This window comes from Sorangium sp. So ce295, assembly GCF_051527405.1.
Taxonomy (GTDB): domain Bacteria; phylum Myxococcota_A; class Polyangia; order Polyangiales; family Polyangiaceae; genus Sorangium; species Sorangium cellulosum_B.
In genome coordinates this window covers 5,451,599-5,476,321 of record NZ_CP150324.1, presented here as the reverse complement: position 1 = coordinate 5,476,321, position 24,723 = coordinate 5,451,599, and the positions used below count along the sequence as shown (strand labels likewise).

At 72.5% G+C, this 24,723-nt stretch carries 15 protein-coding genes; 6 read left to right on the top strand and 9 right to left on the bottom strand.

Features of this window, described 5'->3' with window-relative positions; translation table 11 throughout:
• Positions 1-70 precede the first annotated feature (70 nt).
• The 3 genes from WMF11_RS20575 to WMF11_RS20565 are packed head-to-tail and all read left to right on the top strand — an operon-like array spanning position 71 to position 2,746.
• Positions 71-1,351: a glutamate-5-semialdehyde dehydrogenase gene (locus tag WMF11_RS20575; RefSeq protein WP_437910147.1), complete on the top strand. Its 1,281-nt coding sequence runs from the start codon at positions 71-73 to the stop codon at positions 1,349-1,351.
• Positions 1,352-1,407: 56 nt separating this feature from the next.
• Positions 1,408-2,301 (top strand): ribosome silencing factor, encoded by an 894-nt coding sequence (gene rsfS / locus WMF11_RS20570; protein ID WP_437978656.1) that lies wholly within the window; start codon positions 1,408-1,410, stop codon positions 2,299-2,301.
• Positions 2,302-2,308: 7 nt separating this feature from the next.
• Positions 2,309-2,746 (top strand): 23S rRNA (pseudouridine(1915)-N(3))-methyltransferase RlmH, encoded by a 438-nt coding sequence (locus WMF11_RS20565; RefSeq protein WP_437718623.1) that lies wholly within the window; start codon positions 2,309-2,311, stop codon positions 2,744-2,746.
• A 34-nt stretch (positions 2,747-2,780) separates the two neighbouring features.
• Here WMF11_RS20565 and WMF11_RS20560 read toward each other — a convergent pair whose 3' ends face one another.
• Positions 2,781-3,734, bottom strand: coding sequence for an SDR family oxidoreductase (locus WMF11_RS20560; protein WP_437910144.1), 954 nt, complete (start codon positions 3,732-3,734; stop codon positions 2,781-2,783).
• Between the two features lie 186 nt (positions 3,735-3,920).
• On the opposite strand from WMF11_RS20560, the gene WMF11_RS20555 reads away from it, so the two are divergent.
• On the top strand, positions 3,921-4,931 hold the full coding sequence (locus WMF11_RS20555; protein ID WP_437978655.1) for a helix-turn-helix transcriptional regulator: 1,011 nt from the start codon (positions 3,921-3,923) through the stop codon (positions 4,929-4,931).
• A 34-nt stretch (positions 4,932-4,965) separates the two neighbouring features.
• Here the strand turns inward: WMF11_RS20555 and WMF11_RS20550 are convergent, their stop codons facing one another.
• Positions 4,966-8,304, bottom strand: a complete 3,339-nt coding sequence (locus WMF11_RS20550; protein WP_437978654.1) for a DNRLRE domain-containing protein — start codon at positions 8,302-8,304, stop codon at positions 4,966-4,968.
• Between the two features lie 884 nt (positions 8,305-9,188).
• On the opposite strand from WMF11_RS20550, the gene WMF11_RS20545 reads away from it, so the two are divergent.
• Positions 9,189-11,627, top strand: a complete 2,439-nt coding sequence (locus tag WMF11_RS20545) for an SUMF1/EgtB/PvdO family nonheme iron enzyme (RefSeq protein WP_437978653.1) — start codon at positions 9,189-9,191, stop codon at positions 11,625-11,627.
• Between the two features lie 148 nt (positions 11,628-11,775).
• On the opposite strand, the gene WMF11_RS20540 is transcribed toward WMF11_RS20545, so the two are convergent.
• The 7 genes from WMF11_RS20540 to WMF11_RS20510 all read right to left on the bottom strand — a co-directional run bounded on the left by WMF11_RS20540 (position 11,776) and on the right by WMF11_RS20510 (position 23,564).
• Positions 11,776-13,179, bottom strand: coding sequence for a hypothetical protein (locus WMF11_RS20540; protein ID WP_437978652.1), 1,404 nt, complete (start codon positions 13,177-13,179; stop codon positions 11,776-11,778).
• An 83-nt stretch (positions 13,180-13,262) separates the two neighbouring features.
• Positions 13,263-15,281, bottom strand: coding sequence for a potassium transporter Kup (locus WMF11_RS20535; protein WP_437978651.1), 2,019 nt, complete (start codon positions 15,279-15,281; stop codon positions 13,263-13,265).
• Between the two features lie 400 nt (positions 15,282-15,681).
• A complete protein-coding gene (locus WMF11_RS20530) occupies positions 15,682-19,641 on the bottom strand; it encodes a hypothetical protein (RefSeq protein ID WP_437978650.1) in 3,960 nt (1,319 codons plus the stop codon).
• Between the two features lie 314 nt (positions 19,642-19,955).
• On the bottom strand, positions 19,956-20,450 hold the full coding sequence (locus tag WMF11_RS20525) for a hypothetical protein (RefSeq protein ID WP_437978649.1): 495 nt from the start codon (positions 20,448-20,450) through the stop codon (positions 19,956-19,958).
• Positions 20,451-20,529: 79 nt separating this feature from the next.
• Positions 20,530-21,672 (bottom strand): hypothetical protein, encoded by a 1,143-nt coding sequence (locus tag WMF11_RS20520; protein ID WP_437978648.1) that lies wholly within the window; start codon positions 21,670-21,672, stop codon positions 20,530-20,532.
• A complete protein-coding gene (locus tag WMF11_RS20515; protein ID WP_437978647.1) occupies positions 21,673-22,944 on the bottom strand; it encodes a FecR domain-containing protein in 1,272 nt (423 codons plus the stop codon). It lies immediately after the preceding gene.
• Complete coding sequence (locus WMF11_RS20510) at positions 22,941-23,564, bottom strand: RNA polymerase sigma factor (protein WP_437910120.1); 624 nt, start codon at positions 23,562-23,564, stop codon at positions 22,941-22,943. The genes WMF11_RS20515 and WMF11_RS20510 overlap by 4 nt, the downstream gene beginning before the upstream one ends.
• Before the next feature lie 321 nt (positions 23,565-23,885).
• Between WMF11_RS20510 and WMF11_RS20505 the strand changes: the two genes are divergently transcribed.
• Positions 23,886-24,713, top strand: a complete 828-nt coding sequence (locus WMF11_RS20505; RefSeq protein WP_437910118.1) for an SPOR domain-containing protein — start codon at positions 23,886-23,888, stop codon at positions 24,711-24,713.
• Positions 24,714-24,723 lie beyond the last annotated feature (10 nt).

Genomic DNA, 24,723 nt, shown 5'->3' with positions numbered 1-24,723 from the left:
GGCGGGTACGCTAGCATGGACGCGCAGGAGAACGGTTGGCCCGCGCAGGGAGGCGAGCTAGGTTCCCGCTGTGGAACAGAGCAACATCGATCTAGAGGGCACGCTTCGCGCGCTCTGCCAGCGCGCCCGGACGGCTGCCCGCGCCCTCGCCCCGCTGGACAGGGCCCAGAAGGACCGCGCGCTGCGCGCCATCGCCGAGCGGCTGCGTGCCGAGGCCGGCGAGGGCAAGCGCTCCCCGGTGCTGGCCGCGAACGCCGAGGACGTGGCCGCGGCGCGCGCCGCCGGCGTCTCCGAGGCGCTCGTCGACCGGCTCGTGCTCGACGAGGCGCGGCTCGCGGCGATCGCCGGCGCGGTGCTCGAGGTCGCCGCCGCCAGCGATCCGGTCGGGCAAGTCGTCGGGATGGAGCGGCGGCCGAACGGGCTCCTCGTCGGGCAGGTGCGCGTCCCGCTCGGCGTGATCGCGATGATCTACGAGTCGCGCCCCAACGTGACGGTCGACGCCGCCGTGCTCTGTCTGAAGAGCGGCAACGCCGCGATCCTCCGCGGCGGCAAGGAGGCGGCGCGCTCGAACGCGGCCCTCGGCGAGCTGATCTCGGACGCGCTGCGCTCGGTCGGGCTGCCGGCCGACGCCGTGCAGAGGGTCCCCTCGCTCGACCGCGAGGCCACGCGGGTCCTGCTCGGGCTGACCGGCATGATCGATCTGGCCATCCCGCGCGGCGGCGAGGGGCTCATCCGGTTCGTCGCGGAGAACGCGCGCGTCCCCGTGATCCAGCACTACAAGGGCGTGAACCACCTCTACGCCGACGCCGGCTGTGACGTCGAGATGGCCTGCCGCCTCGTCGAGAACGGCAAGCTCCAGCGCCCCGGCGTCTGCAACGCGCTGGAGTGCCTGCTCGTCCACGAGAGCGTCGCGGCGCCGCTGCTCGGGCGCGTGGCCGCCCTCTCGGAGCGCGGGCTCGAGCTGCGCGGCGACGCCGCCACCTGCGCGCTCGTGCCGTCGGCGCGCAAGGCCGCGGAGGACGACTACGGGCGGGAGTTCCTCGCGCCCGTCCTCGCGGTCCGGGTCGTGCGGTCGCTCGACGAGGCGATCGAGCACATCGGCCGCTACGGCTCGATGCACACCGAGGTGATCTGCACGCCCCGCTACGATCACGCGCAGCGGTTCCTGCGCGAGGTCGACGCGAGCTGCGTGCTCGTGAACGCGTCGTCCCGGTTCAACGACGGCGGCGAGCTCGGCCTCGGCGCGGAGATCGGCATCTCCACGACGAAGCTCCACGCCTACGGCCCGATGGGGCTCGCGAGCCTGACGACGCTCAAGTGGATCGCGTACGGCGAGGGCCAGACCCGCTGACGCGGGCGAGACGAGTGGCGCCGGTCATCGACCGGGCGCAAGAAAGCGAGAGAACGTTGGCGAGCAAGAAGGACGCAGGCGAGGGGAGCAGGAAGCCGCGGGCGAAGTCGGGGCCTTCGGCGAGCGAGGGCGCGGAGCCGCGCGCGCCGGCGCGGAAGAAGGCGACCACGGCCAAGGCGGGCGCGGCCGGTCGAGCGTCGTCCGCGGCGAAGCCGAAGCGGCCGGCGTCGCCCCGGATCCGCGCCTCCCACGCGGGCGTCGGCGAGCCCGGCGCGAAGAAGGTGGTCCGCGCGCGCCGCGCGGGCGGCGAGGCGGAGCCGCTGGAGCGCGCGGCGCGGCCGATCCCGGCGGATCGGCCGGCCTCGAGGGCGCGGCGTCCGTCGCGCGACGACGGCGACGCGCCGGCCCCGCGGGCCGCGCGTGGCGGCGGCGAGGGCGGCGCCAAGGCGGCGCTGCCGCTCGCGGGGCGGACGCCCGCGCGCGCCAAGTCGCCGCTCGCCGGCCCGAAGCGCGCCGGCTCGCGCCGGAGCACGCCGCCGCCCGTCCCCGAGCCTTCGGCCCCCGCGCGCGAGCTCGCGCTGACGCTGGCCGCGGCGGGGCTCGACAAGAAGGCGATCGGCGTCGAGATCCTCGAGGTCGTGGGGCGCGTCGACTACGCGGACTACCTCGTGATCATGACCGGCCGCTCCGACAGGCACGTCCACGCGATCGCGACGGGGCTGGAGGAGGCGGTGCGCAAGCAGAAGCTCGCGCCGCTCTCGATGGAGGGCCTCGCCGCGGCGACCTGGGTGCTCATCGATTTCGGCGACGTGGTGGTGCACGTGTTCCAGGAGGAGACGCGCCGCCTCTACGACATCGAGGGGCTCTGGATCGACGCGGGGCGCGTCCCGGTCCCGGAGGAGAGCCTGCCGCCGGGGGCGCAGCCCGCCCCGCGGTTCGATCCGAGCTGAGCGCGCCGTGCGACTCGTCGTCGCCGCCGTCGGGCGCGTGAAGGACAAGCCGCTGCGCGCGGCGATGGACGAGTACCTCGGCCGCATCCGCCGCTATGTGGCGTGCGACGAGATCGAGATCCAGGACGGCCCGCCGGCGAAGGTCGGGCCGCTCCTTGCGCGCGCGTCGGCGGGGGCGAACGTCATCGCCATGGAGGTGGGCGGCAAGGCGCTCGGCAGCGAGGCGTTCGCGGCCGGCGTCGAGCGCTGGGGCTCGCGCGGCAAGGGCGTGGTCGCGTTCCTGATCGGGGGCGCGGACGGGCTGCCGCCGGACGTGTCCGCCGCGGCGGACGACCGGTGGAGCCTGTCGCCGCTCACGTTCCCTCACCGCCTCGCGCGGCTCGTGCTGATCGAGCAGCTCTACCGCGCGATGACGCTGCTTCGCGGCGAGCCCTACGCCCACTGAGGCGGCCGCGCCGCCCCTGCGGCCGCCGCCCCGGTCACTCCTTGGGCCAGTCGGGGCACGCGAGCTCCATCGGGCCGTTGAACCAGCTCGCATAGGCCGCCTCGCCGGCCCTGTTGTACCGGCCGAGGTGCCGCTCGAAGTACTCGCCCCAGTGGGGCCTCCGGCCGTCGGCGTCGGCGAACCCGTACTCCCTCGCGAGATCCCACGAGCTGAACACGCGGCCGGACTTCGCCGCGACGCGCGGATCGGCGGCGAGCGCCGCGACGGCGCGGCCCACGTAGAACGGGGTCTCCGATTCGATGAAGTGCGGGTCCTTCTCGGCGGCGTCTCGCCAGTTCGCCTCCGTGACGCCGAAGTGGTCGAGCATGGCCTCCGAGCGCAGGAAGCCGGGCGTCACCGCGAGCGCCGTCATGGCGGGGTGGCGGCGCAGCTCCCAGGCCATGGCGAAGGCCAGGCGGATGACCGACATCTTCGCCAGGTCGTAGAAGAGGTTGCCGCGGTAGCCGAAGTGGTCGCCGTCGGTGATCTCGACGATGAGGCCGCGATCGCGCTCGAGCATGAGCGGCACCGCGTGGCGGCTCGTGATGATGTGCGAGGTGACGGCCCGCTCGAGCAGGACCTTCCCGCTGGGCAGGGAGAGCTTCCAGAACGGCTGGCCGAACTCGGTGAGCTCATCGCCGCCCCACACGTCGTTGACCAGGACGTCGAGCCGCCCTTGCTCCTGCCGGATCCGGGCGCAGAGCGCCTCGACCTGCTCCTCGACGGTGTGGTCGACCTGCGCGGCGAGGCCGCGCCCTCCCGCCGCGCCCACGAGCTCGGCTGTCTCCTCGATGGTCTCGGGGCGCTGGCCCGTGGCGGGCCGGCCGCGGACGCTGCGTCCTGTGCAATAGACCGTGGCGCCGGCCTCGCCGAGCGAGCATGCGATGGCGCGCCCCGCGCCGCGCGTGGCTCCGGCGACGAGGGCGACCTGTCCTTCGAGCGGTCTCATATGGTGTCTCCTCCTTGGGGACCGGCGGCTCGGCGGGCGCGCGGGCTCCTGCGATGCGCGCGCCCTTGCATTCCGGCCTGCCCCGGTCGTCCTGCGACGCTACGGGACAATTCCTGACGTCTCCTGTCATGAATTGCGCGTAGCCTTGCGGGCAGGTCATTTCGGGGTCGGGAGCCACGGACGGTCATGCGCGCGGATCGGCTGCTCAGCTTGATGTTGCTCTTGCAGCGGGCGAAGAGCCGGCAGCTGACGGCCGAGGACCTGGCGCGCCGCCTGGAGGTCTCGGCGCGGACGATCTACCGGGACCTCGACGCGCTGTCGTCGGCGGGCGTGCCCGTCTATGCGCAGCGCGGCCCGAGCGGCGGGATCTCGCTGGCGGAGGGGTGGCAGACGAGCCTGACCGGGCTGACGCAGCCCGAGGTGCAGGCGCTCGCGGCGGTCGCCGCGCCCGGGGCGCTGGCCGACATCGGGCTCTCGACGGCGCTGGAGAGCGGGCTGATCAAGCTGTCGGCGGCGCTGCCGGCCGTGCACCGGTCGCTGGCCGAGCACGCGCGGGAGCGGCTCCACGTGGACGCGTCGGGGTGGTTCCAGGGCAGGGAGGTGGTGCCGCACCTCGACGTCCTGCGCGAGGGGGTCTGGCAGGATCGCAAGGTGTGGCTCGCGTACCGGGACTTCGACGGGGAAGCGAGCGAGCGGGTGGTGGAGCCTTATGGCCTCGTGATCAAGGCCGACCGCTGGTACCTCGTCGCCGGGACGGAGCGGGGGCCGAGCATCTTCCGGGGAGCGCGGGTTGCGGGCGCGCGGCTCCTCGACGCGGTGTTTGCGCGGCCGGAGGCGTTCGACCTCGCGGCGTGCTGGAAGACCTTGAGCCGGCGGTTCGCGGAGCAGAGGGCGAGCTACGTGGTGACGTTGCGCGTGACCGGGGAGGGGGAAGAGGCGCTCCGGCGGGTCCGGCCCGGCGGCGAGCACGAGCGGTGGGGGCGGGAAAAGCGCGGGCGCGAGGGGACGAGCGTCGTGACGGTCGACTTCGAGCGGGAGTCGATCGCGATCTCGCAGATCGTCGGGCTGGGCAGGGGCGTCGAGGTGGTCGAGCCGGCGGCGCTGCGGGCGCGGCTCCGGGAGATCGCGAAGGATCTACGAGCGGTTTATGGGGCGCGTCGCGCGGCGGCGCCTCAGCGTGCGGGCAGGAAGAGGTGAGCCGACGCCGGAGGGGTCGCGAACGTGTCCAGGCTCATTCCACGTCGGGACACGAATACCCGATCTCCCAGCCCTGCACCTGGACTCCGCCGGCGCCGTCGCTCGTCGGATTCAGCGTCACCTGGAGCTCGAGGTAATCCGCTTGCGCCCCCGGCAGCGCGCCGAGATCGACGGCGCACGGCGGCGTCGAGGTGTCGTCGCACACCTGGGTATCGGCCGGCGTCGCGTGGGCAGTCGCGGCGAGCGTCACGGCCGCTGCGCCTAGATCGGCGGTGTCGTCGGCCGATCGCACGAAGAACTCGACGTTCGAGTCGCCCGGCGTGGTCGTGCTGTACGTGAGGTATTCCCACCGGGCCTTGGTCCCCGGCGGGCAGACGCCGTGGTAGCGCTCCCAGCTCGTGGTGATGGGCGAGAGGGCCTCGGCAACGCACGGGACGGCCGCCTGGACCTTGCTCCCGGGGTTCTCGCGGACGATGGAGCAGGTCTGCGGGCAGAGCCTGGCGGTCGTGTGCGTCGCGTCGGTGAAGTACCAGCCAGTGCCGCAGCTGCCGAGCCCGGCCTGGGGCGTGAGCGTTGTCTCCACGCCGGCGGCGTTCTCGTAGACGACGGACACCGACGCGGGATCCGAGACGCCCGCGAGGGGGACGGCGACGTTGCAGGGCTGCGCCTCTCCGCGGATCGAGACCAGCGCATTGAGGAGGTTCCCTTGCAGCGTCGAGCCGGCGCTGAGGTTGAACGCCTGTCCTCCGCCTTGGTCCGCGATGAGGTTGATGATCTCCGCGTTCGAGTTGCCGAAGCCCACCGCGTGCACGCGAACGCCGTGGTTAGCAAAGGCATTTCGCGCCAGGTTTCCGATAGCGTTGGGGACGGTGTTGCAGCTCGACGGGACGCCGTCGGTGAGGAACACGACGGCGACCTCCTCCTCGGGATGGGCGTTCTTGTAGTTGATCGCCCAGGTCGTGGCGCCGTCCAGCGCCGGATACATCGGCGTTTCGCCGTTGGGCGTCGGGAAGTTGATGAAGGCCTGCAGGAGCTTGATCTCTTGCTGGTCCCCCATCGCCGCAGCCTCCTCGGTCAACCTGTCGGCCGCGGCGCCGTTGAACGGGACGAGCGGCAGCGCGCAGCCGCCGCCGCCGGCAGGCGGACACGAAGGGGTCTCGTTGCACGGGCCAGGGTTGTCGTGCGGCCAGAACCGGAGCGCGACGCCGAGCCCCGCCGACTCCGGATCCTGGAAGAAGGCCTTGAGCGCGTTCGTGGCCGGAATCCATCGATCCGCGCTCACGTCCACCCCCGACAGCGTCTGCCGCATCGAGGTGGATCGATCGAGCGCCACGAACAGGGTGACCGGCCTGACCTGCGTGGTGCTGGCCGTTGCGGTGCAGGCGGGCGACCCGCACTCGCCCGATTGATAGACGCTCCCGTTGTTGCCGCACTGGCACTCGGCGATCTGCCCCGCGCCCGGCGGATTTACGATGAGCTCCATGCCGTCGGTGACGCCGGTGCAGCCTGCCACGCTGATGCACTCGCCCGGCTCGATCGGCTCCGTCGTCGTGCAGGCGAGGGTGCCGCCGCTCGGGCTGCAGGCGTCGAGGATCCGGCTCGGCTCCGAGGAGGGGAGCTGGCCCACGCCCGCAGCATAGCGGTGGATGGCGATGCCCGCGGGCGCCTGCGTGGTGCCGCGGTTGCAGACGGGGATCGTCCCGCCGCAGGGCACGCCGATCGTGAGGTCCGGGAGAGAGCATTCGGGGTTCGTCTCGCCCGGCAGATAGGCATTGCAGCTGCCCTGCTCCGGGCAGGTCTCGCCGCAGACGCTCTCGACGAGGTCGACGCAGCTCTGCGTCCAGGCGCCGCCCGGCGCGCAGCAACTCGGTGACACCGCGCAGATGTCAGCCACGCACGAGTTGCAGCCCGCGTTCAACCGCTCGCCGGTGTAACACTTGTCGTGCGCGCAGCCCGGATCGGTCTCGCAGCTGGAGCCGCACATCGCCCCGGCCAGGGCGACGCAGCTCGCGTCCCATCGCGGGGTGACCGAGCTGCACGTCTTGGGGGCGCACTCGGTGGCGACATAGCCCGCGCAGGTCGCGCTCCAAGTGCCGGTGCAGCGGCCGCCCGACAGCACGGTTCCCGGGGGACATACGCCGCTGGGCGCGGTGCAGCGGCCTGGGAAGACGCAGGTGCTGCCCGTGCCGATGATCGCAGTGCACTGCGCCGTCGTGCTGCACGTGATTTCGCAGCAGCGCGGATGGTTCGCGCAGATGGTCGCGATGCACGCGTCCCCGCAGGTCGTGGTCATGTTGGTCGCTGGGCCAGGGACCGCCTGGCAGGCGTCATGCCCGCAGTCGCCAGGCACGTCCGTCGGCGTGCAGCAGTTCGGGTTGGCGTCGCAGACCTTCGTGACGCAGCCGCTGCACGTCGACAGCAGCGAATCGCCCGTCGCGCACGGATCGTGGGCGCACGCGCCCTGCGCGGGGTTGTCGCAGCGTTGGTCGAACTGGCAGTCCTCGCCGGTCGTGCACGGCTCGTTCGTGCCCTCCCGCGCGACGGCCTCCGGCAGCTCGTCGAGGTCACCGACCGACCAGCCATAGGTCGCGCCGGTGCCCTCGAGGTCGACGGGGCTCCCGCCCGGCGGCCCCTCGAACGACTCGCCGCCGCAGGGCGCGCACGGGCCCCCGCAGTCGACGCCGTTCTCGCTGCCGTTCTGGATCCCGTCGTCGCACGTGACGTAGCAGACGTCGAGCTTCGGCCGGCTCGCGATCTCCGGCCGCTCGCTGCTCTTGAACTCGCTCCTCACGACCGGATCTTCCTCGATGAGGACGCCGTGGTTCTCGGCCTCGCCGCTCACCCACGCGCGCGCGAGCGCGGTGAGGTCGGAGGAGCGGACGCCGGCCGCCCCGCCGCCGGTGAACGACGCGGCGATGGCTGGATCGAAGGACTCTCCGAAGCTCCCCCAGGTCGCGGTGGACTCCGCCCAGGCGCTCGTGACGCGGTGGACGCGGACCGCGCTGGTGTCCGCCTTGTAGATCTGCGAGAGCGACAGGTTCGCCGACACGACCTCGGCGTTCGATGGGAGGCCGGAGAGGTCGAACCGGAGCAAGCTGCGCCGGATCCCGCCGCTCGCGCTCGTCCCCGAGCTGAGCGCCACGTTCGCGCCGTCGTTCCACGTCGGCGCGTTCTGCCAGAGCACGACGTCGGCCACGCCCGCTGGTCCGGCGCCGCGCTGGACGGTGGTGCACACCTGTCCTTCGGTCGATAGTTCCTGCGCGGCGCGCGCCACGCTCTCGTCGCCGTCGTCGCCCGCGCCGCCGGGATCGGCGCCGCACGAGGCCGCGAGGGCGCTCGCCAGACCAGCGCACAGGGCGCTGAGCATCTTCATTTTATCTCTCATGCAAAGGTTCTCCGTGACAGGTGTTGTGGTTCGCCGCGCAAGGCTTCGCCGCGCGCAAGGCCAGAGTCGTGTGGCCCCACGGTCATGAGCGCTGGGTACGAGGCGAGGTGCGGCGTGAGTCGCTGCAAAAGCCCAAGACAAATATCCATCCATGGTCCGCCGCTCACGCATGCATGTCAAGACGGTAAGGCGACGATTCCTTGGTTCGGACATGGGACGCGGGCTGCCGGCAGCGCGTTCATCGTTGAGGTTTTTGCAATTGTTTGCGTGGTCCGCAACAACTGCGTCACGCACGGATCGGCCGAAAGATTTTGCGAATTGAATTGTTTGCGCGGTCTGCATCGACTGCATCGTATCTGCATCGCTTGCAACATTTTGCGAAGCTGTCATCAAGGCGGCGGCGGATGAGCCACGTGCGAGTCTCACCGGCCGGTCAATGCCGATCGATGGCCGGCCGGAAGGTCGGTTGTCCTTGGAACAGGCAATTCACGGCTTGGCCGCTCGCCAGGCACTGCATGGAACCTGGAGGGCAACACGGGGAGACACGAGCTGTGGGGGCGCTGCCGCTCGGTGCGCGAGAAGGCGGGTCGCAAAGAGTGCCAGCGGCCACGCCAGGGCGGTTACGTTGAGAGTCAATTCCAGGGGCTCAGGTCGGGGCGAGCCGTATGAACCCGCGAGGACGGTGCGAGACGCGGGAATCGTGCGAACCGTGCGAACCGTGTGAGCCGTGCGAACCCGTGCGAACCCGTGCGAGACCACCGCGCGGGCGCGACGATGGGCTTGACTTCCAAGGGGGCGTTTGCTCTTCCTAGTAGATTCCCCTGGTCGACTCGCCGCACCACGCGCCTTCCTGGCTGGCACCTCGGACGACCGTGCAGAAGCCCATCGACGTATTCATCTCCTACGCGCGCAGGGATGAAGCCGCTCTCCGGGAGCTCGTGTCCCACCTGGCGCCCATGCAGCGACAGGGGATCCTGCGGGCGTGGCACGACCGGGAGCTCGAGGCCGGCGCTCGATGGGAGGAAGAGGTGCGCGAGCGCCTCGAGGCGGCGCAGCTCATCTTGCTGCTCGTGAGCGCGGATTTCATCGCCTCACCGTCCTGCTGGGACGTCGAGATGGAGCGCGCGATGGCCCGCCACGCGGCCGGCTCGGCGCGCGTCATCCCGATCCTGCTCAGGGCGTGCGACTGGAAGGGCGCGCCGTTCGGTCGCCTCGCGGCGTTGCCGGACAACGAGCGCCCCATCCAGGGCCGGGCCGATCGCGACGAGGCCTGGACCGACGTGGCGCTCGGCATCCGCGCTGCGCTCGAGAAGAACGAGAAGAGCGACAAGAGGCGCCCGCGCGCGCAGAGCCACAGGCCGATCTACCCGGACGCCGAGACCCGCAGGCTCGCCCAGGAGCTGGAGCGCGCGCGCGTGCGGCTCGGGGCGCTGCAGCTCGCAGGCGGCGACACGGCCGAGGCGCAGCGCGAGGTCCTGGAGCTCCGGCGGCAGCTGCGCGAGGGAGGCCAGCTCCGCGCCGGCGACAGGCTGGGGCAGCGCGGCAGGTACCTGCTCCTCGATCGCGTCGGGCGCGGCGGCTTCGCGAACGTGTGGCGCGCGCGCGACGACGAGCAGGGCCACGTCGTCGCCATCAAGGTGCTGCACTCGAGCCTCGCGGAGGACGCGCTCCGGCGCGAGCGCTTCTTCCGGGGGGCCCAGCGTATGGCGGGGCTCGATCACCCCGGCGTCGTGCGCGTGATCGAGCCGCACGGCGAGGACGGCGGCTTCCACTTCTTCGTCATGGAGTTCGTCAGCGGCGGCGACCTGCACCAGGCGGTCCTCCAGCAGCGGCTCCTGGCAGCGCAGGTGATCCCCCTCGTCCTGCGCGTCGGTGACGCCCTCCGCGCGGCGCACGCGAAGGGCCTCGTGCACCGCGACGTGAAGCCGGCGAACATCCTGCTCGAGCCGTCGGGCGAACCGCGGCTCACGGACTTCGACCTGGTCGCGGCCGCGGACACGACCGGCGGGACGCGGACGGGCGCGCTCGGCACGTACGTGTACAGCGCGCCGGAGTCGATGGACCGGCCGCAGGACGCCGACGTGCGAGCCGACGTGTACGGCCTCGGGATGACGGCGCTCTTCTGCCTCCACGGCGCGCAGCTGCCGGCCGAGGCGGTGCACGACCGGGCGGCGTTCCTGCGGGAGCTCTCGTGCGACGGCACGGTCAAGGCGGTCCTGGAGCAGGCCGTCGCGTGGAAGCGCGAGAAGCGGTACGCCAGCATCGACGACCTCTGCGCGGCGCTCAGCATCGCGAGCCGGCCGCGGGGCTCGCTGCAGCCCCGGCGCGGCCCGTCCGAGTCCCCTCCGGCCGCGGCGCCCGTGGCGGTGGTGCCCTCCGCCACGGCGACGCCGGCGACCGGGATCCCTGCCGTCGGATCCCCGGCCTTCACCGCGCCGGCGGGGAGCCCGGGGGCCTTCGTGGCCCGCGCCGTGGACGCCGAGGAGGACGCCGGCCGCGCCGCGAGCGCGCCCAAGATCGAGATGGCCGTGATCGTGGGCGGGCGTTTCTGGATGGGCAGCGCGGACGAGGACGTGTTGGCGAAGCCCGATGAGCGCCCGCGGCGGCAGGTGCTGGTCGCGGCGTTCAGGATGGGCGTCCATCCGACGACGCAGCGGCTCTACCGCGAGGTGATGGGCACGAACCCGGGGCTTCCCGCGAGCGACGAGCTCCCGGTGAACAACGTCAACTGGTGGGACGCGATCGAGTTCTGCAACCGTCTGTCCGCGCTACGAGGGTTCGGGCCCGCATACCAGCTCGAAGGAGATGGCGTGATCTGGAATCGCGAGGCCAACGGCTATCGGCTCCCCACAGAGGCAGAGTGGGAGTACGCGGCGCGGGGGACCCGCGGACGCATGTATCCGTGGGGTGATGAGCCGCCATCGGACCAGCTCGCCTGGAGCGACGCGCGCATCAAGAGCCCGGTGCTCGCCATGCGGGCCGGACCCAGCCCCGTGGGGTACTACCCGAAGGGGGCGTCGCCGTTCGGGATCCTCGATATGGCGGGCAACGTCTGGGAGTGGTGCTGGGACTGGTACGGCGATTACCAGGCCGTCGAGGGGCCGGTGAGCAATCCGGTCGGGCCTTCCATCGGCTACGGGCGCGTGCTCCGCGGCGGTTCGTGGCGTGTGGTCGCGAAGAACCGGCTGCGGGCCGCGGCGCGCCACTTCATGTTCGCCAGCGCGAAGAACGCCGACGTCGGCTTCCGCTGCGTCCGCGGCTCGATGCAAGCCCACAGCGCGAAGCCGCCGGCCGGGCAGCCCGCCCGCTGACGGCGGCGCCGCCCGCGAGGGCCCCTCGCGCCGGTTGCTGTCCGCGCCGACGGGCCGCGCCGCGAAGAGCTGCGCCAGAGCGATCGAGCGAGGCCTGCGCAGCGCCCGCGAGATCGTCCTGAAAGCGCCGCACCCTCCGGCGGACCGCTCACTCCGGGAAGAACGTCTCGATCGTCAGCGCCGGCGTCCCGTCCGCGTGGACCCCGCCGAGCAGCGCGAGCGTCCCGTTTGGCGCGGGCACCACGGCCGCGCCGCGCCGCGGCTCCCGCAGCGGCAGCTCCTCGACCTGCGCCGCCGCGACGTCGACAAGGAAGCTCCGCGTCAGCCCGTCCTCGCCCGCCTCGGAGCCCACCGCGAGGATGCGCCCGCCGGGCAGCGCGAATGCAGCGACGCTCCCGATGGCCGCGGTCAGCGCGGCGCCCTCGACCTCCACCGCCGCGCAGGTCGCGGCGCACCCCGGCGCGAGCCGCCGCGTCGGCGCCGCGGCGCCGCCCTGGACCCCGCCGACGAGCGTGATCTCCCCGGGACCGGTCACCGCGGCGCCCGCACCCTCGGAGGCGTCCGGCGGAAACGGCCTCGGCGAGAACTCGGTCGCGCCATCGCCGAGCAGCTCCAGCCCCTCGCCGTCCGCGCTCCCGCCCGCGACGACCAGGCCCAGGCCTTCCACCCACACGGCCGCGGCGCCGGCCCGCGCGTGGCGGAGCTTCGCCACGGAGAGCGCCCCGTCCGCGCCGACGACGAGCACCTTGTCCGAAGGCGCGCCCGCCACCCCCGCGGCCACCCCCGCGCGCGTCGCGCCGACAACGAACGAGCGCCCGTCCGAGGCCTCGACCGTCCGGCCGCCCGCCACCTCCGCGAACGAGCCGAGCCCCTCGGGGAGCGACGCCTCGGCGCTCTGCCCCGCCGCGACGTCGGTCCAGCTCGCGCCCTCGTCGTCCAGCGTGAGCAGCAGGTCTCCCCGGACCACGAGCGACCGCGCCGCCCGCGGCAGCGCGCCGCTGGAGGCGCTCCCGCCCCACGCCGCGAGGTCGTACGCGTCGAGCCGCGCCGGGTCCACGTCACCCGCCGCGGCGCCCCCGGCCGCGGCCCCGCCGGTGAGGATCAGGTAGCGCTCCGCGAGCGCCGCCCCGGGCGCGCCGACGCGCGACGCCGCGAGCTCGCCCGGCGGCCGCGCCCACCGGCCGGCGCGCTGGGCGAAGAGCGGCAGCACGTCGCCCGTCACCGCGGCGAGGTAGATGCCCGCCGCGGAGCGCCCCCGCACCACGGTCGCGCCGCCCGCGTCGAGGCCGCGCACGTCGAACGTGTACGCCCGCTCCGCCGGGATCTCGCCGAAATCGAGCTCGCCGCCCGGCGCCGCCGCCGCCGACACGGTGACGTCTCCCTCGGCCGCCGTCGCGGTCACCTCGATCCGGGCGACGGGTGGGTCTTCCTGGAACGCGGTCGCCTCGTGCCCCGGCACGACCTCGACCGTGAGCGTCCGCGGCCCTTCCGCGCAGCCGAGGAGCGACAGGCCGAGCGCGGGAAGGACACGGCCCAGGAGCGGGATCTTCATGAGGGCCGAGTCATAGCGCCTCGAGCGCGCGAAAGCCCAGAGGAGGTGGACCGATCGCGCCGCGCGCCGATGTCCACCAGGCGCTACAGGTCGACCTGCACGCCGATCTCCACCACCCGCTCCGGCGGCAGCCTGAAGTAGTCGGGCACGGCGCCGGCGTTCCGCGCCATCACCGCGAAGATCGTCTCCGTGATCCTGCCCATCCGGCCCCTGTCGGTGGCGAGGATCGTCTCGCGGCCGAGGTAATACGCCACGTCCGCGAAATCGATGGGCAGCGCGTGCGCCGCCGCGGCCCGCCGCAAGAGGGCCGGCACGTCGGTCGACTGCATGAAGCCAGAGCGGATGACGACCTGGTGAACCCCCTTGTCGAGGCTCGTCACGTCGAGGCGCTCCCTGTCGGCGACCCGGGGGACGTGCTCCGTCACCACGGTCAAGATGACCACCGTCTCGTGCAGCACCTTGTTGTGCTTGAGGTGGTGCGTCAGCGCGTAAGGTGTCTTGCCCGCGCGCGAGCTCAGGAAGACCGCCGTGCCGGGGACCCGCGCGCGGCACTTCGCGTCGAGATCGCGAACGAAGTTGTCGACCGAAGGGGCCGCCCGCGTGAAGCGCTCGGCGAGGATCGCGCGGCCTCGCTTCCAGATCACCATCATGGCGAACAGGACCGCGGCGATGACCGCCGGCACGTACCCGCCGTCGAGGAACTTGATCAGGTTGCCCCCGAAGAACGGCAGATCGAACGAGAGGAACAGGATCAGCAGCGGCAGCGCCTTCGCGAGCGGGGCTCGCCACGTGTGCCGCATCACGACGAAGAAGACGATCGACGTGATCCCCATCGTGCCGGTCACCGCGATGCCGTACGCCGCGGCCAGCCGGCTCGACTGCTGGAAGATCAGCACGAGCGCGAGGCACCCGGCCGCGAGGGCCCAGTTCGTCAGGGGGATGTAGATCTGCCCCGCGGCCTCGCTCGACGTGTGGCGCACCTGGGTCCGCGGCAGGTACCCGAGCTGGATCGCCTGGTGCGTGAGCGAGTAGGCGCCCGAGATCAGCGCCTGCGACGCGATCACGGTGGCCATGGCGGCGAGCGCGACCAGCGCGTAGGTGAGGGGACCCTTCGGCACCATCGCGAAGAACGGGTTCGCGGCGGCCTCGGGCTCCTGCAGCAGGAGCGCCCCCTGGCCAAAGTAGTTGAGCACGAGCGCCGGGAGCGCGGCCGCGTACCAGGCGAGCCGGATCGGGCCGCGCCCGAAGTGCCCCATGTCCGCGTAGAGCGCCTCGCCCCCCGTGATGACGAGGACGACCGACCCCAGGATCGCGAACCCGTGGAAGCCGTGGGCGGCGAAGAAGCGCGCCGCGTACACGGGGTTCAGCGCGGCGAGCACCGCCGGGTTCCTGGCGATGAACACGAGCCCGAGCGCGGCGAGCGCGGTGAACCAGAGGACCATGATGGGGCCGAAGACCTTGCCGACGCGCGCCGTCCCCCAGCGCTGCACGCTGAAGAGCCCGACGAGGATCGCGCAGGTGAGCGGCACGACGAACGGCTTGAGCCCGCTCGTCGCCACCTCGAGCCCCTCCATGGCGCTCAGCACCGAGATGGCGGGCGTGATGACCCCGTCGCCGTAGAGGAGCGCAGCGCCGAGCACCACGAGCCCGGCGAGCCACCCGACGCCCTGCGTCCCGCTGGCGCGCAGCCGCTCCGGCACCAGCGCGAGCAAGGCGAGGATGCCGCCCTCACCGTCGTTGTCGGCCCGCGTGATGAAGGTGACGTACTTGACCGTGACCACCATCATCAGCGACCAGAAGAGGAGCGAGAGCAGCCCGAGGACGTTGTCGGGCGTCGGCGGGACGCCGTGCGTCGCGCTCACGCACTCCTTGAGCGCGTAGAGCGGGCTCGTGCCGATATCGCCGAAGACGACCCCGAGCGCGGCCAGGGCGAGCGCTGCCTTGCCGCCGTGGTGGCCGTGCGCCGCGGTAGCGTCGGCGCCACGGCGAGCAGCGCCGTGCTGCGTGGGACCATCGTCCGCGCGGGTCACCGCCCGCTGCGTCGCTCCAGGAGGGACCGGCAGAGCGCCGGGGGGAGGCTCGGCAGAGGCCGGGTCGTTCATGGGGCGGAGTCATAGCGCTCGCCGTCGTGAAAGCCCACCGCCGCGCAAATGGAGCCGAATCAGGCCCGGATCCTGGAGGCCATGGATGCGCTCGTCAACCGCGCCGACGCGAACAAGCAGAAAGGGCGGAGCCCGCGGAGGTGCAAGTCTCCTCCACAGGGGCTCGCGGAGGCTGGCGCATGATGCATTGAGGAGGTGAAGCGCTCGTCGCGAGACGGAGCTGGTCATCTTGGCTCAAGCTGCGCTCGTGGTTGAAGCTGCCACCGCGCTCGACGTTCTTCGTCCGGGCGCGGTGACATCGCGCGGTGCACGAAGACCAGGAGCTATTGAATCGACCGGCGCCGGACCGGGAGAGGCCCCCGCCAGGACGGTCGCGCTCCGCGCGGGTCAGGCGGTGGGCTCAGCCAGAGGGCAGGCGATGGCCGGCGCGTAGAGCGCGCCGCTTTCGGAGCACGCCGAGGGCCAGCGGTGCGAGCAGCCAGAGGGAGGTCGATGCGCTCGACCTCGTCGTTCCGATGTGAGCGCACGAGCATCCTCCATCGTCCGACGGGTCCGCGTCGGCTGAGCCAGAGCCGCTCGAATCGGGGGGCGCGCCGCCTGTAGAAGCTCCGCCACCACCAGCCGAGCTGTTCGACCCACCCGTTGTGGCGCTGCCGCTCGTCGAGGCGCCTTCCGCAGACGTTCCAGCGCCACCTGTGCTCGCAGCGCCGCTGCTCGCGCCACCGGCGCCGCCGCTGGTCACCGCGCCTGCCGTGGCGCTCGTGCTGGCGCCCCCAGCGCCGCTCTCTCCGCCTGCGCCTGCGCTGGTCACCGCGCCTGCCGTGGCGCTTGTGCTGGCGCCCCCAGCGCCGCTCTCTCCGCCTGCGCCTGCGCTGGTCACCGCGCCTGCCGTGGCGCTTGTGCTGGCGCCCCCAGCGCCGCTCTCTCCGCCTGCGCCTGCGCTGGTCACCGCGCCTGCCGTGGCGCTCGTGCTGGCGCTGCTGGCGCCCCCAGCGCCGTTCTCTCCGCCTGCGCCGCCGGTGTTCGCACCTCCGGTGCCGGCGGCGCCCGCACTGCTCTCTCCGCCGCTGCCGCCGCTGCTCCCGGCGCCTGCCGTGACGCTCGTGCCGTCGCTGCCGGCTGCACCTCCGGTGCTCGTGACGCCCGTCCCTGCGACGTCACACGAGCCCTCGATGCAGATACCGCTTGCGCCGCAGCTGTTGCCGTTCGTGGGACCACAGATCCCGTCGACGGCAGCGCCCGCCGCCACGCTGCACGCAAAGCAGTCATCCGTCGCCGCGCTGCAAGTCGTCCGGCAACAGACACCATCGACGCAGTGCCCGCTCTTGCACTGGATGTCGAGCTCGCACTCCTGTCCTTGCGACGCGGCGTCCATCTGATTGGCATTGACGCGATAGTTCTGAACGCCAGTCGTCTGGTCACCGAAGACGTACGTGACAAGCGAGCTGCGTCCGTCCCCGACCGCTGCCACGGTCGGCGAGTGGTACGCCCCGGTCGACGACGACAGGAGCGTCGTGCCGAGGACCACATCGCCCGCCGGTGAGAGCCACGCCCCGTGGATCTTCTTCTCTGTGATGCCTCCGGGCCACACGATGAGCGTGTCGACGCCGTCGAAGGCGAGCTCCGGTCCCTGCCGATACCACGCGCCGGAGTACCCTGCGATGCTCGTCGCGGAGAGCTGGATCCAGCTCGGATCCAGGACGTTGCCCGTGCTCGGCGACACGCGGGTCGCCCACATCCGGTAGGTCGTCGAGCTGACGCTGCTGCTGGCGACCCGTCGCGCCGCGACCACGAAGGACGTGCCGTCGTAGGCGACCGCGGGGAACATGCCCGTACCCAGGCTGAGACCTGGGCTCGGATCGAGGCGCGCGCCGTCGGACAGGACGCGCGCGCCTCGCGTCCCGCTCGGCAGGAGGCTCGTTCCAGGCGTGTGCCAGACGATGAAATATTGACCTTCCCCATAGGCCATCGTGACGTGGCTCGCGCCCGTCCGCTGCGCCACGAGCAGCGGCGGGTCGTCGAGCACCGCGCCGTCCGCGCCGATGCGCGACGCTTCGAGCTTGTCGTTGTCACCGCCAGCCGTATCCTGCCAGGCGACGAGGTACCCAGAGCCATCCGAGGAGACCGCCGGAGTCTTATCGGAGCCGCCCACCGAGATCGCGATGCCGTCCGGATCGAGCACCTGTCCGTCCGGCGTCACGCGCGCTCCAACCACGTCGCGGCGGGTGTAATTGCTGCCGCTCCTGCGTCCGTCGAGCCACACCACGAAATAGCCGCTCTCGCTCGCCGCGAGGCGAGGCTCGCGCTGATCGTACGGCGCACTGTTGATCAGGATTCCGGCTGGATCCAGGACGGTGCCCGCCTCGCTGACGCGCGCGCCATAGAGGTCGGTGCGCGTCCCCTCGCGGTAGTCCTGCCAGACCACGAAATAGTTTCCATCCCTGTAGGCGATGGCGGGCATCGACTGCTCGCTCGCTGCCCGGCTCAGGTGCAGGCCTCCGACGTCGAGGGCGGCGCCGTCCGCGATGCGGGTGCCAAAGACCTCCCCGTCGTCGTCGCCAGCAAAGCTTCCATTGCCGAACCGCCCATCCTCCCACGCGGCGAGACACCCGGCCGCGCCGCAGAACACGGTGGGTAGCGCCTTTCTCCCGCTGGCCGTGACGAGCGCGCTCCCGGCGCCGCCCAGGACCGCGCCGTCGGGGCTCACCCGGTTCACGAACACGTCCTGAGCGCTGCCGGAGCTCCAGACGACGACGAAGCTCGTCCCGTCGAACGCCGCCGAGGGGGCGACGTGCGTGCCGGGCTCAGCAGAGAGCTTCTGGCTCACCGCGTCCTCCACCACGCCGGCCTGGCTCACGCGCACGGATTCGATTTGCGGGCGATCGGTCCCGTTCTGGTAGGCGACCAGGTAGCGCGTGCCGTCGAAGGCGACGGACGGCTTGATCTGATCGTAGGCGCCGGCCGCGATCGTGATGTGGTTCGGCTCGAGGACCACGCCCGCAGGCGAGATGTGCGCGCCGTAGATGTCGAAGCCGGCGACGCCCCCGCCCCGACGATCCGACCAGGTCGCGAAGTAGTTCGTGCCGTCGAAGAGGAGGCGCGGCTCGAGCTGCGCCTGAACCTGGGTGGCGACGTTGAAGGAGGCGCCTACGAAGGTGCCGCTGGCGCTCACCAGCCGCGCCTTGATGTTCGAGCTCGAGTCCGTGTGCGTCGGCCACGCCACGAGGTAGTTCGTGCCGTCGAAGGCGACCGCGACGTCCCGCCCGAGGGCCTGCTCGATCACCACACCACCCTGGCCGTGGAGCGGGACGCCCGCCGGCGTGATGCGGTTGAATCGAACCCAGCCGCTGATGTCGACGAACGCCACGAGGTAGTTGGTGCCGTCGAAGGCGATGGCGGGAGGGTGCTGCGCCGTGCCGTTCTCGAGCACGGGGATGCCCCCCGGATCGAGGACCTCTCCGGCCGGCGTGACGCGCGTGGCAAAGAGCCTGCGGTAGTTCTCGTCGATGGCCCGGTTGTCGTTCCAGATCACGAGGTAGTTGGTGCCGTCGAAGCTGATCGCCGGCATCGACTGATCGAGGCGCGCAAAGCCGAGCACCGGCTCGTTCAGCGGGATGCGCAACGTGAGGAGCGGATCGATCTCGGCGGGGAAGATGGAGCGCGCCACGACCTCCTCCGGCACCACGATGCGCAGCGCGCCCTCGCCCAGGTGCTCGACGGCCAGCGGGACGACGTTGCCCGTCGCGTCGCGCCATGTCGCGTCGCCGTAGCTCACCACGCGACCGTCATCGGTCACGAACGAATGCCCCGAGCCCGCGGAGTACCCGCGGTACGAGGCCCCCGTCACGCGGAGCCGCACCTCGAACGCCCCCGCGCACGGCGCCTCCGCGAAGGAGAAGCTCTGATGAAGGCCTTCTTCCGTGTTCGCGAGGTGCTCGACGGCCCAACCGCGATCGAGCGCGAGGTGACCGTCGGCGACCACCTCCGCGCCGCGCCGCTCGGGCGACGCGAGCTCGCCTCCGCCGCACGAGAAGCCGGACGTCTCGAACGCGACCTGGACCGACGGGGCCGCGCCTCGAGCGGCTTTGCCGGCAAGGCCCAGCTCCACGCGCTCCTCGGAGACACGCGCCCGGTAGGCGCCAAAGCCGCCGCTGAAGGTGCTTCCGGGCGTCCGGCGAAAGGCGAGGCGCGCTCGACGCATCGTCTTCTCGAGGTCGAAAGGCACGGCATGAGGCGACCTGGCGCCGCTCTGGACAGCCTTCGAGGCCTTCGCCTCGGCTCCCGGCTCCGGCGCGGAAGAATCGGAGCAGGCCGCCCCGCCGAGCGCCGCCAAGGTCGTCAGCAGCAGCGCGCTGGTCACCCAGCGGCTCGCGCCTAGCCCGGGGTGCGAAGGCCTGGTCGTAGGGTGCGAGGTGCGAGCGCAAGAAGGCATGTGCCCGCAATTTCTCACGCTCGAGCTCGCTCGCCCATGGAAAGCCGCCGACCACCCCGGAGAAAGTCGCCGCGTCTGGCGTTGGGTCGCCTCGAGCGTGCTCTTCACTCGGGGATCGTTGGAGGCTGGTTTGTGAGAAAATTTACGCCACTCGGCCAGCGCATCCAATGCGCCATGGAGGCGACGCCCGGAAGAAACGAGCGGGCTCTCCCCAGCGGGGCCAGGCTCGCCGACCTCCGCCTTCAGTCACATTGGTACTTCCACATGCAGAAGCCCTGTTCGTCCCGGAGGCCAGGCCCGTGGAACATGTGCCAGCACTCCATGCCGCTCGGGCACGTGGTGTTCGCGTCGCAGGGCAACTCGCAGACCGAGTTGCACACCGGCGTGGCGGTTCCGCTCGGCGGCCGCGGGCAGTCCTCCGCCGTTTCGCACTCGTAGTTGCATTGCGCCGCCAGATCACACCACATCGATCCATCGTCTTGTCTGTCGGCCACGTACGCGGCCCTGCATGTGCGCTCTGCGCCGTCCGGTTCACGATCCGGGCATTGCATACGGCCGAAGTTCCCGTCCTCGGGGGGGATGCAGGGAGCCCACGGCCCTTCGGTGGGCACCTCGACGGTGGTCGCCAGGTGGACTTCCACGATCGGATCGACATGGCGGTCGCCGCACGCCGCCTGTGCGGGCGCGAAGGCCGCCGACAAGCCAAGAGCCCAGAGCTTCGTAGCCGTGATCTTCATTGGGTCCTCCACGCCGCGCGCCGACGCGCCCGGCGTCAAGATGGTCTGCGCTGAGGTCACGGAAGCTGCCCGTTTCGGCTCACGGCAACACGACCTCCACGCCGAGAGACGCGCCCAGGAACGGGCGACCCCACGTGTCGGTCGCGCGACCTGCGGCGTCGATCACGAGGCGCGGCACCGCGATCCCGGCGAGCAGGTGCTCGCTGATCCGCAGGTGTGGCGTCGGCGCGAACGAGAGCCCTGCGCGCAGGTACGCCGCGACCGCGTACGCGTCCTCCGACCTGCCGGCGTACCGGGGCGAGCGGCCTTCGCCCTCGACGTGCAGCCAGGCGGCGGCGAGCCCTGCGCCGGCCGATGGCAGCCACGCGGCGTCGGTGGGGCCGAGCGGGACGCGCATCCCCAGGGCGGCGAGCGCTATGCGCGTGTGCCGCGTGCCCTCTTTGCCCTCACGGCTCGCGCTGGCGAGCGGGATCTGGACGAAGGTGGAGAGCCCCAGACGAGACCGGATCATCGCGTACCCCGACACGTCCAGCATCGGGGTGGCGGGCACGCCGCCTGCGCTCCACAGGATCGCCGGCGCCGCCCCGACGCCGAACGTCATCGGTGTGCTTCGGATTGCGCCTGGCCCGAGGGCCGGGGGAGGGGGCGGGCGGGAGGTGCCGTCGGCTCGCGGGCGCGCGGCGGCGACGGGCGCGGGCCTGGCCGGCGGTGGCTCTTGCATGTCGACGACGGCGCGAGCCTCGGGATCGGCTTCGACCTCGCCCTGCGACGGACGGGGCGAGCGCACATCCAGGAGGCTCGCGCGCAGGAGCTCCACCGCGCGAACCGCGACCGTGGCTGGATCGTCGGCCATCACGGCGCTGTGGACCGATTGACCAGTCGCACCACGAGCGATCGAGATCTCGACGCCACCCGGCACCTCCGTCACCCGGATCTCCGCCGCCGCTCCGGCCTCGCGCGCGCTCGTCTCGATGGGCCCCTGGGAGGGCGGCTCGGCGCCGCCCCTCACGACCACCACGGTGAATCCGAGCGTGGCGAGCTCGGCATACACGCGGGCCATGATGGAATCCGACCGGCGATCGGCGATCAGGACGACCTTCGTGCGTGGAGGCTCCGGCGGCGGATCCGGCGGCGCCGCGCGCGCTTCGGGTGCGACGAGGAGGCAAAGCCCGAGCGCCCAGCCTGCGCCGTGCGCCGCGCGATCCGGCCTTCGAGGCGGCATTCACTCCCCCTCGAGGAGATCCCTGGCGTGTGCGGCGTGGGGCCCCGCCGGATACCGCGCCAGGTAGCGGCGCGCGGCCTCGCGGGCCTCGCTGGCCGACCCCATCGACTCCCGGCACTCGATGACCCTCCCGAGCGCTTCCTGCGCAAAGGAGCCGCCCGGTTGCTCTTCGAGGTACACGAGGAACCAGCGCTCGGCCTCGGCGTACGATCGCCGCTGGTCGAACGCCATCCGGCCGAGGTGGAAGGCGGCCTTCGCCGCCTCGCCCGAGCCCGCGAACCGGCTCCGCGCCGCGGTGAGCGCCGCCGCGGCGCGATCCGCCTTCCCGGAGAAGCGCGCGACGTCCGCGAGCGTCAGCAGATCCGCCGCGCTCGCGCGGGCGACGAGCCCGTCGAAGCCCTCGGCCTCGGCCGCCGTCATGGCCTCATGGTACCTGTCGTCGGCCACGAGATCGCGCCAGCTCGGCCGGCGAGGGGCGGCGTCCGCGGCCTTCGCGACCATCGCGCGTTCGCTGGCGCCGGTCGCCGCGGGGGCCGGCTCGAAGGCCGCCTGGTCGAGGGGCGTGGCGGACGGCGCAGGCGGCGCGGCGGCGCGCAGCTCCCCGCGCGTGAGCTCGAAGCGCTGCTCCTTGCAGAAGACCTCGAGCGTCTCTCCCGCGGCGACGGTGCGCCGCCCCCCCACGAGCGGCCCCGACACGGCGACCGATCCTTCCCGCAGCACCAGCTTGAGCTGCTCGCTCGCCGGGGACCAGCTCAGCTCGAAGCGCGTGCCGGTGACCAGCACGTCGAACGGGCCGACGTCGAAGCTCCAGGCGCTCGTCGCGGTGTGCGTCACCGTCGCGGTCAGCCGGCCGCCTTCCAGCAGCACGCGCGCGCCATGTGCGTCGGCGGCCACCACGCGCGCCCGGGCGTTCGCGTCCAGCGCCAGGGAGGTGCCGTCCGAGAAGGCGACCGCCAGAGGAGCATCCGCGCTGGCGGCGATCCACGCCCCGACCCGACCTCGCGCCGAGCCCACCGCGAACGAGAGCGACCGCGACGAGGGGAGCAGCACGAGGAGCAGCGCCGCACAGACCCCCGCCAGCGCCACGAGGGCCGCGGGCGCGATCCACCGGGGACGCTTGGGGCCGATGCGCGCGGCCCCGGGACGGGAGGATCCGCCGGCCGCGATCTCCAGGAACCGTCGGCGCGCGCCACCGAGATCCTGCGCCGCGAGCTCCTCATCCTGGGCCCGGCGGAGCTCATGAAGACGATCGAACGGGGGACGATCGCTCATGACGCGCCTCCCTTCAGCCACCCCTCGAGGGCGGGCTGCTCCCGCGCCGCCTCGAGGAAGTGGACCTCCGCGCGGGCCAGCCTTCGCTTGATGGTCGCGAGCGAGACGCCGCACGCGTCGGCGACCTCCTGGAGATCCATGCCCTCGATGCGCCGCAGCGCGAACGCGATGCGCTCGTCGGCCGGGAGCCGCTCCAGGGCTCGATAGGTCGCGCGCAGCGCCTCGTGGGCCTCACCTTCGTACGGGGGCTCCACGAGGGGTGGGAGCTCGTCGGGGGCGAAGAAGAGGAGCCATTTCCGGCGCGCGCGCCGCTGGATGCAGGTCCGCGCCGTGAACACGGCGACCGAGGTGATCCACGCCTTCAGCGCCGCCGGATCGCGCAGGGTGTCGAGCGAGGACAGCGCGCGGACGAAGGCGTCGTGATGCGCGTCGGAGAGGTCGCGGCTGCCGCCGAGCACCCGGCCGAGGACGCGGAGCACGTGCCCGGAGAAGCGCTCGTGGAAGGCGGAGAGCGCGGCAGGATGCCTCGCGCGGAGGCCCTCCACGAGCGCCTCGTCGCTCGCATAGGCGACCACGCCGAGCCTTCGCGGGGGCGCAAGCGCGCTGGCGCGCATCACCATGATCGTGGGGCTCCGCTGGGAATGACCGAACGCCTCCTGCCGCCTCGTGATCCGATCGGCCCCCTTGAGTCACGGCAGCGCCGCGAGACGGCTCACAGCGGACGAAGCCCGCGGGGATCGGCCGGCGAGCGCGCGCCCGCCGCCAGCCGAGAACTTTCTCCGCGCGCGCCGCGCATGCGAGGCTGACCGGCCCCGCCGAAGCGCGCGCTCACCCGAGAGCGCTCGTCCAGAGACCGGACCCATCCGGGAGATGTAGGATAAAGTAGCACACGAAAGTTGTGGGTCGCCGGCCGGGCAGGGTAGACGGGGCGAGGAGGACGCATGAGGCGCAGCAAGGGCGAGAGCATGGACACCGGGGCGGTGCGGAACCTCGAGGAGATCCAGGAAGAGGATCCCGGGGCTCGCCCGTCGCGCGCGGGCGCGCTGGTGCTGGCCTCGCTCGGCGGGGCGTGCATCGTCTTCGCCGCGGTGGCGCTCCTGCGCGCCCCGCAGCGCGAGCGGCCGGTCACCGCCGATCCGCTCGGCGATCTGGTCGCGCGCACCCACCCGGCCGGCGTGAAGCCGGCCCCGCGCCCTGCCACGATCGGGGAGGACGTGACCTTCCCCGCGGTCCTCTCGGACGCGGAGCACCCGACGACCGCGCTCGAGGCCGTGCGCGATCCGCGGGCGGCCAAGGCGGCCACCTCCGCCGAGGCGCCGGCCGCGGAGCCCCTCCCGCCGCCTGCCGCGGACCGGCTGCCCGTGGTCCCGCTGCCGGCGCAGCACGTGCTCGGGCCCTCCGGCGGCGAGGCCGCACCGAACGACACGCTCACGGCGATGGCTCGCCACGTGTCGCGCGAGGAGGGGCCGGAGACCGAGCGGGGAGGGCCTGGCAGCTACCAGCTCCAGGTGAGCTCGTTCAAGGACCCCACCGACGCCGAGAATTTCGCGGCGGCCCTGCGCCGGCGCGGGCACAAGGCGTACGTCGAGCCGGCGTACGTCAAGGGCCGCGGCCTCTGGCACCGGGTGCGCGTGGGCCCCTTCAAGTACAAGCGCTCGGCCGTGATCTACCGGCAGGAGTTCGAGGCCAAGGAGCGCCTCGTGACGTTCATCGTCGACCCGCCCAAGACCACGGTCAAGGTGGCTGACAGCTCCGGCGACGACGCGTAGATCGGGCGCT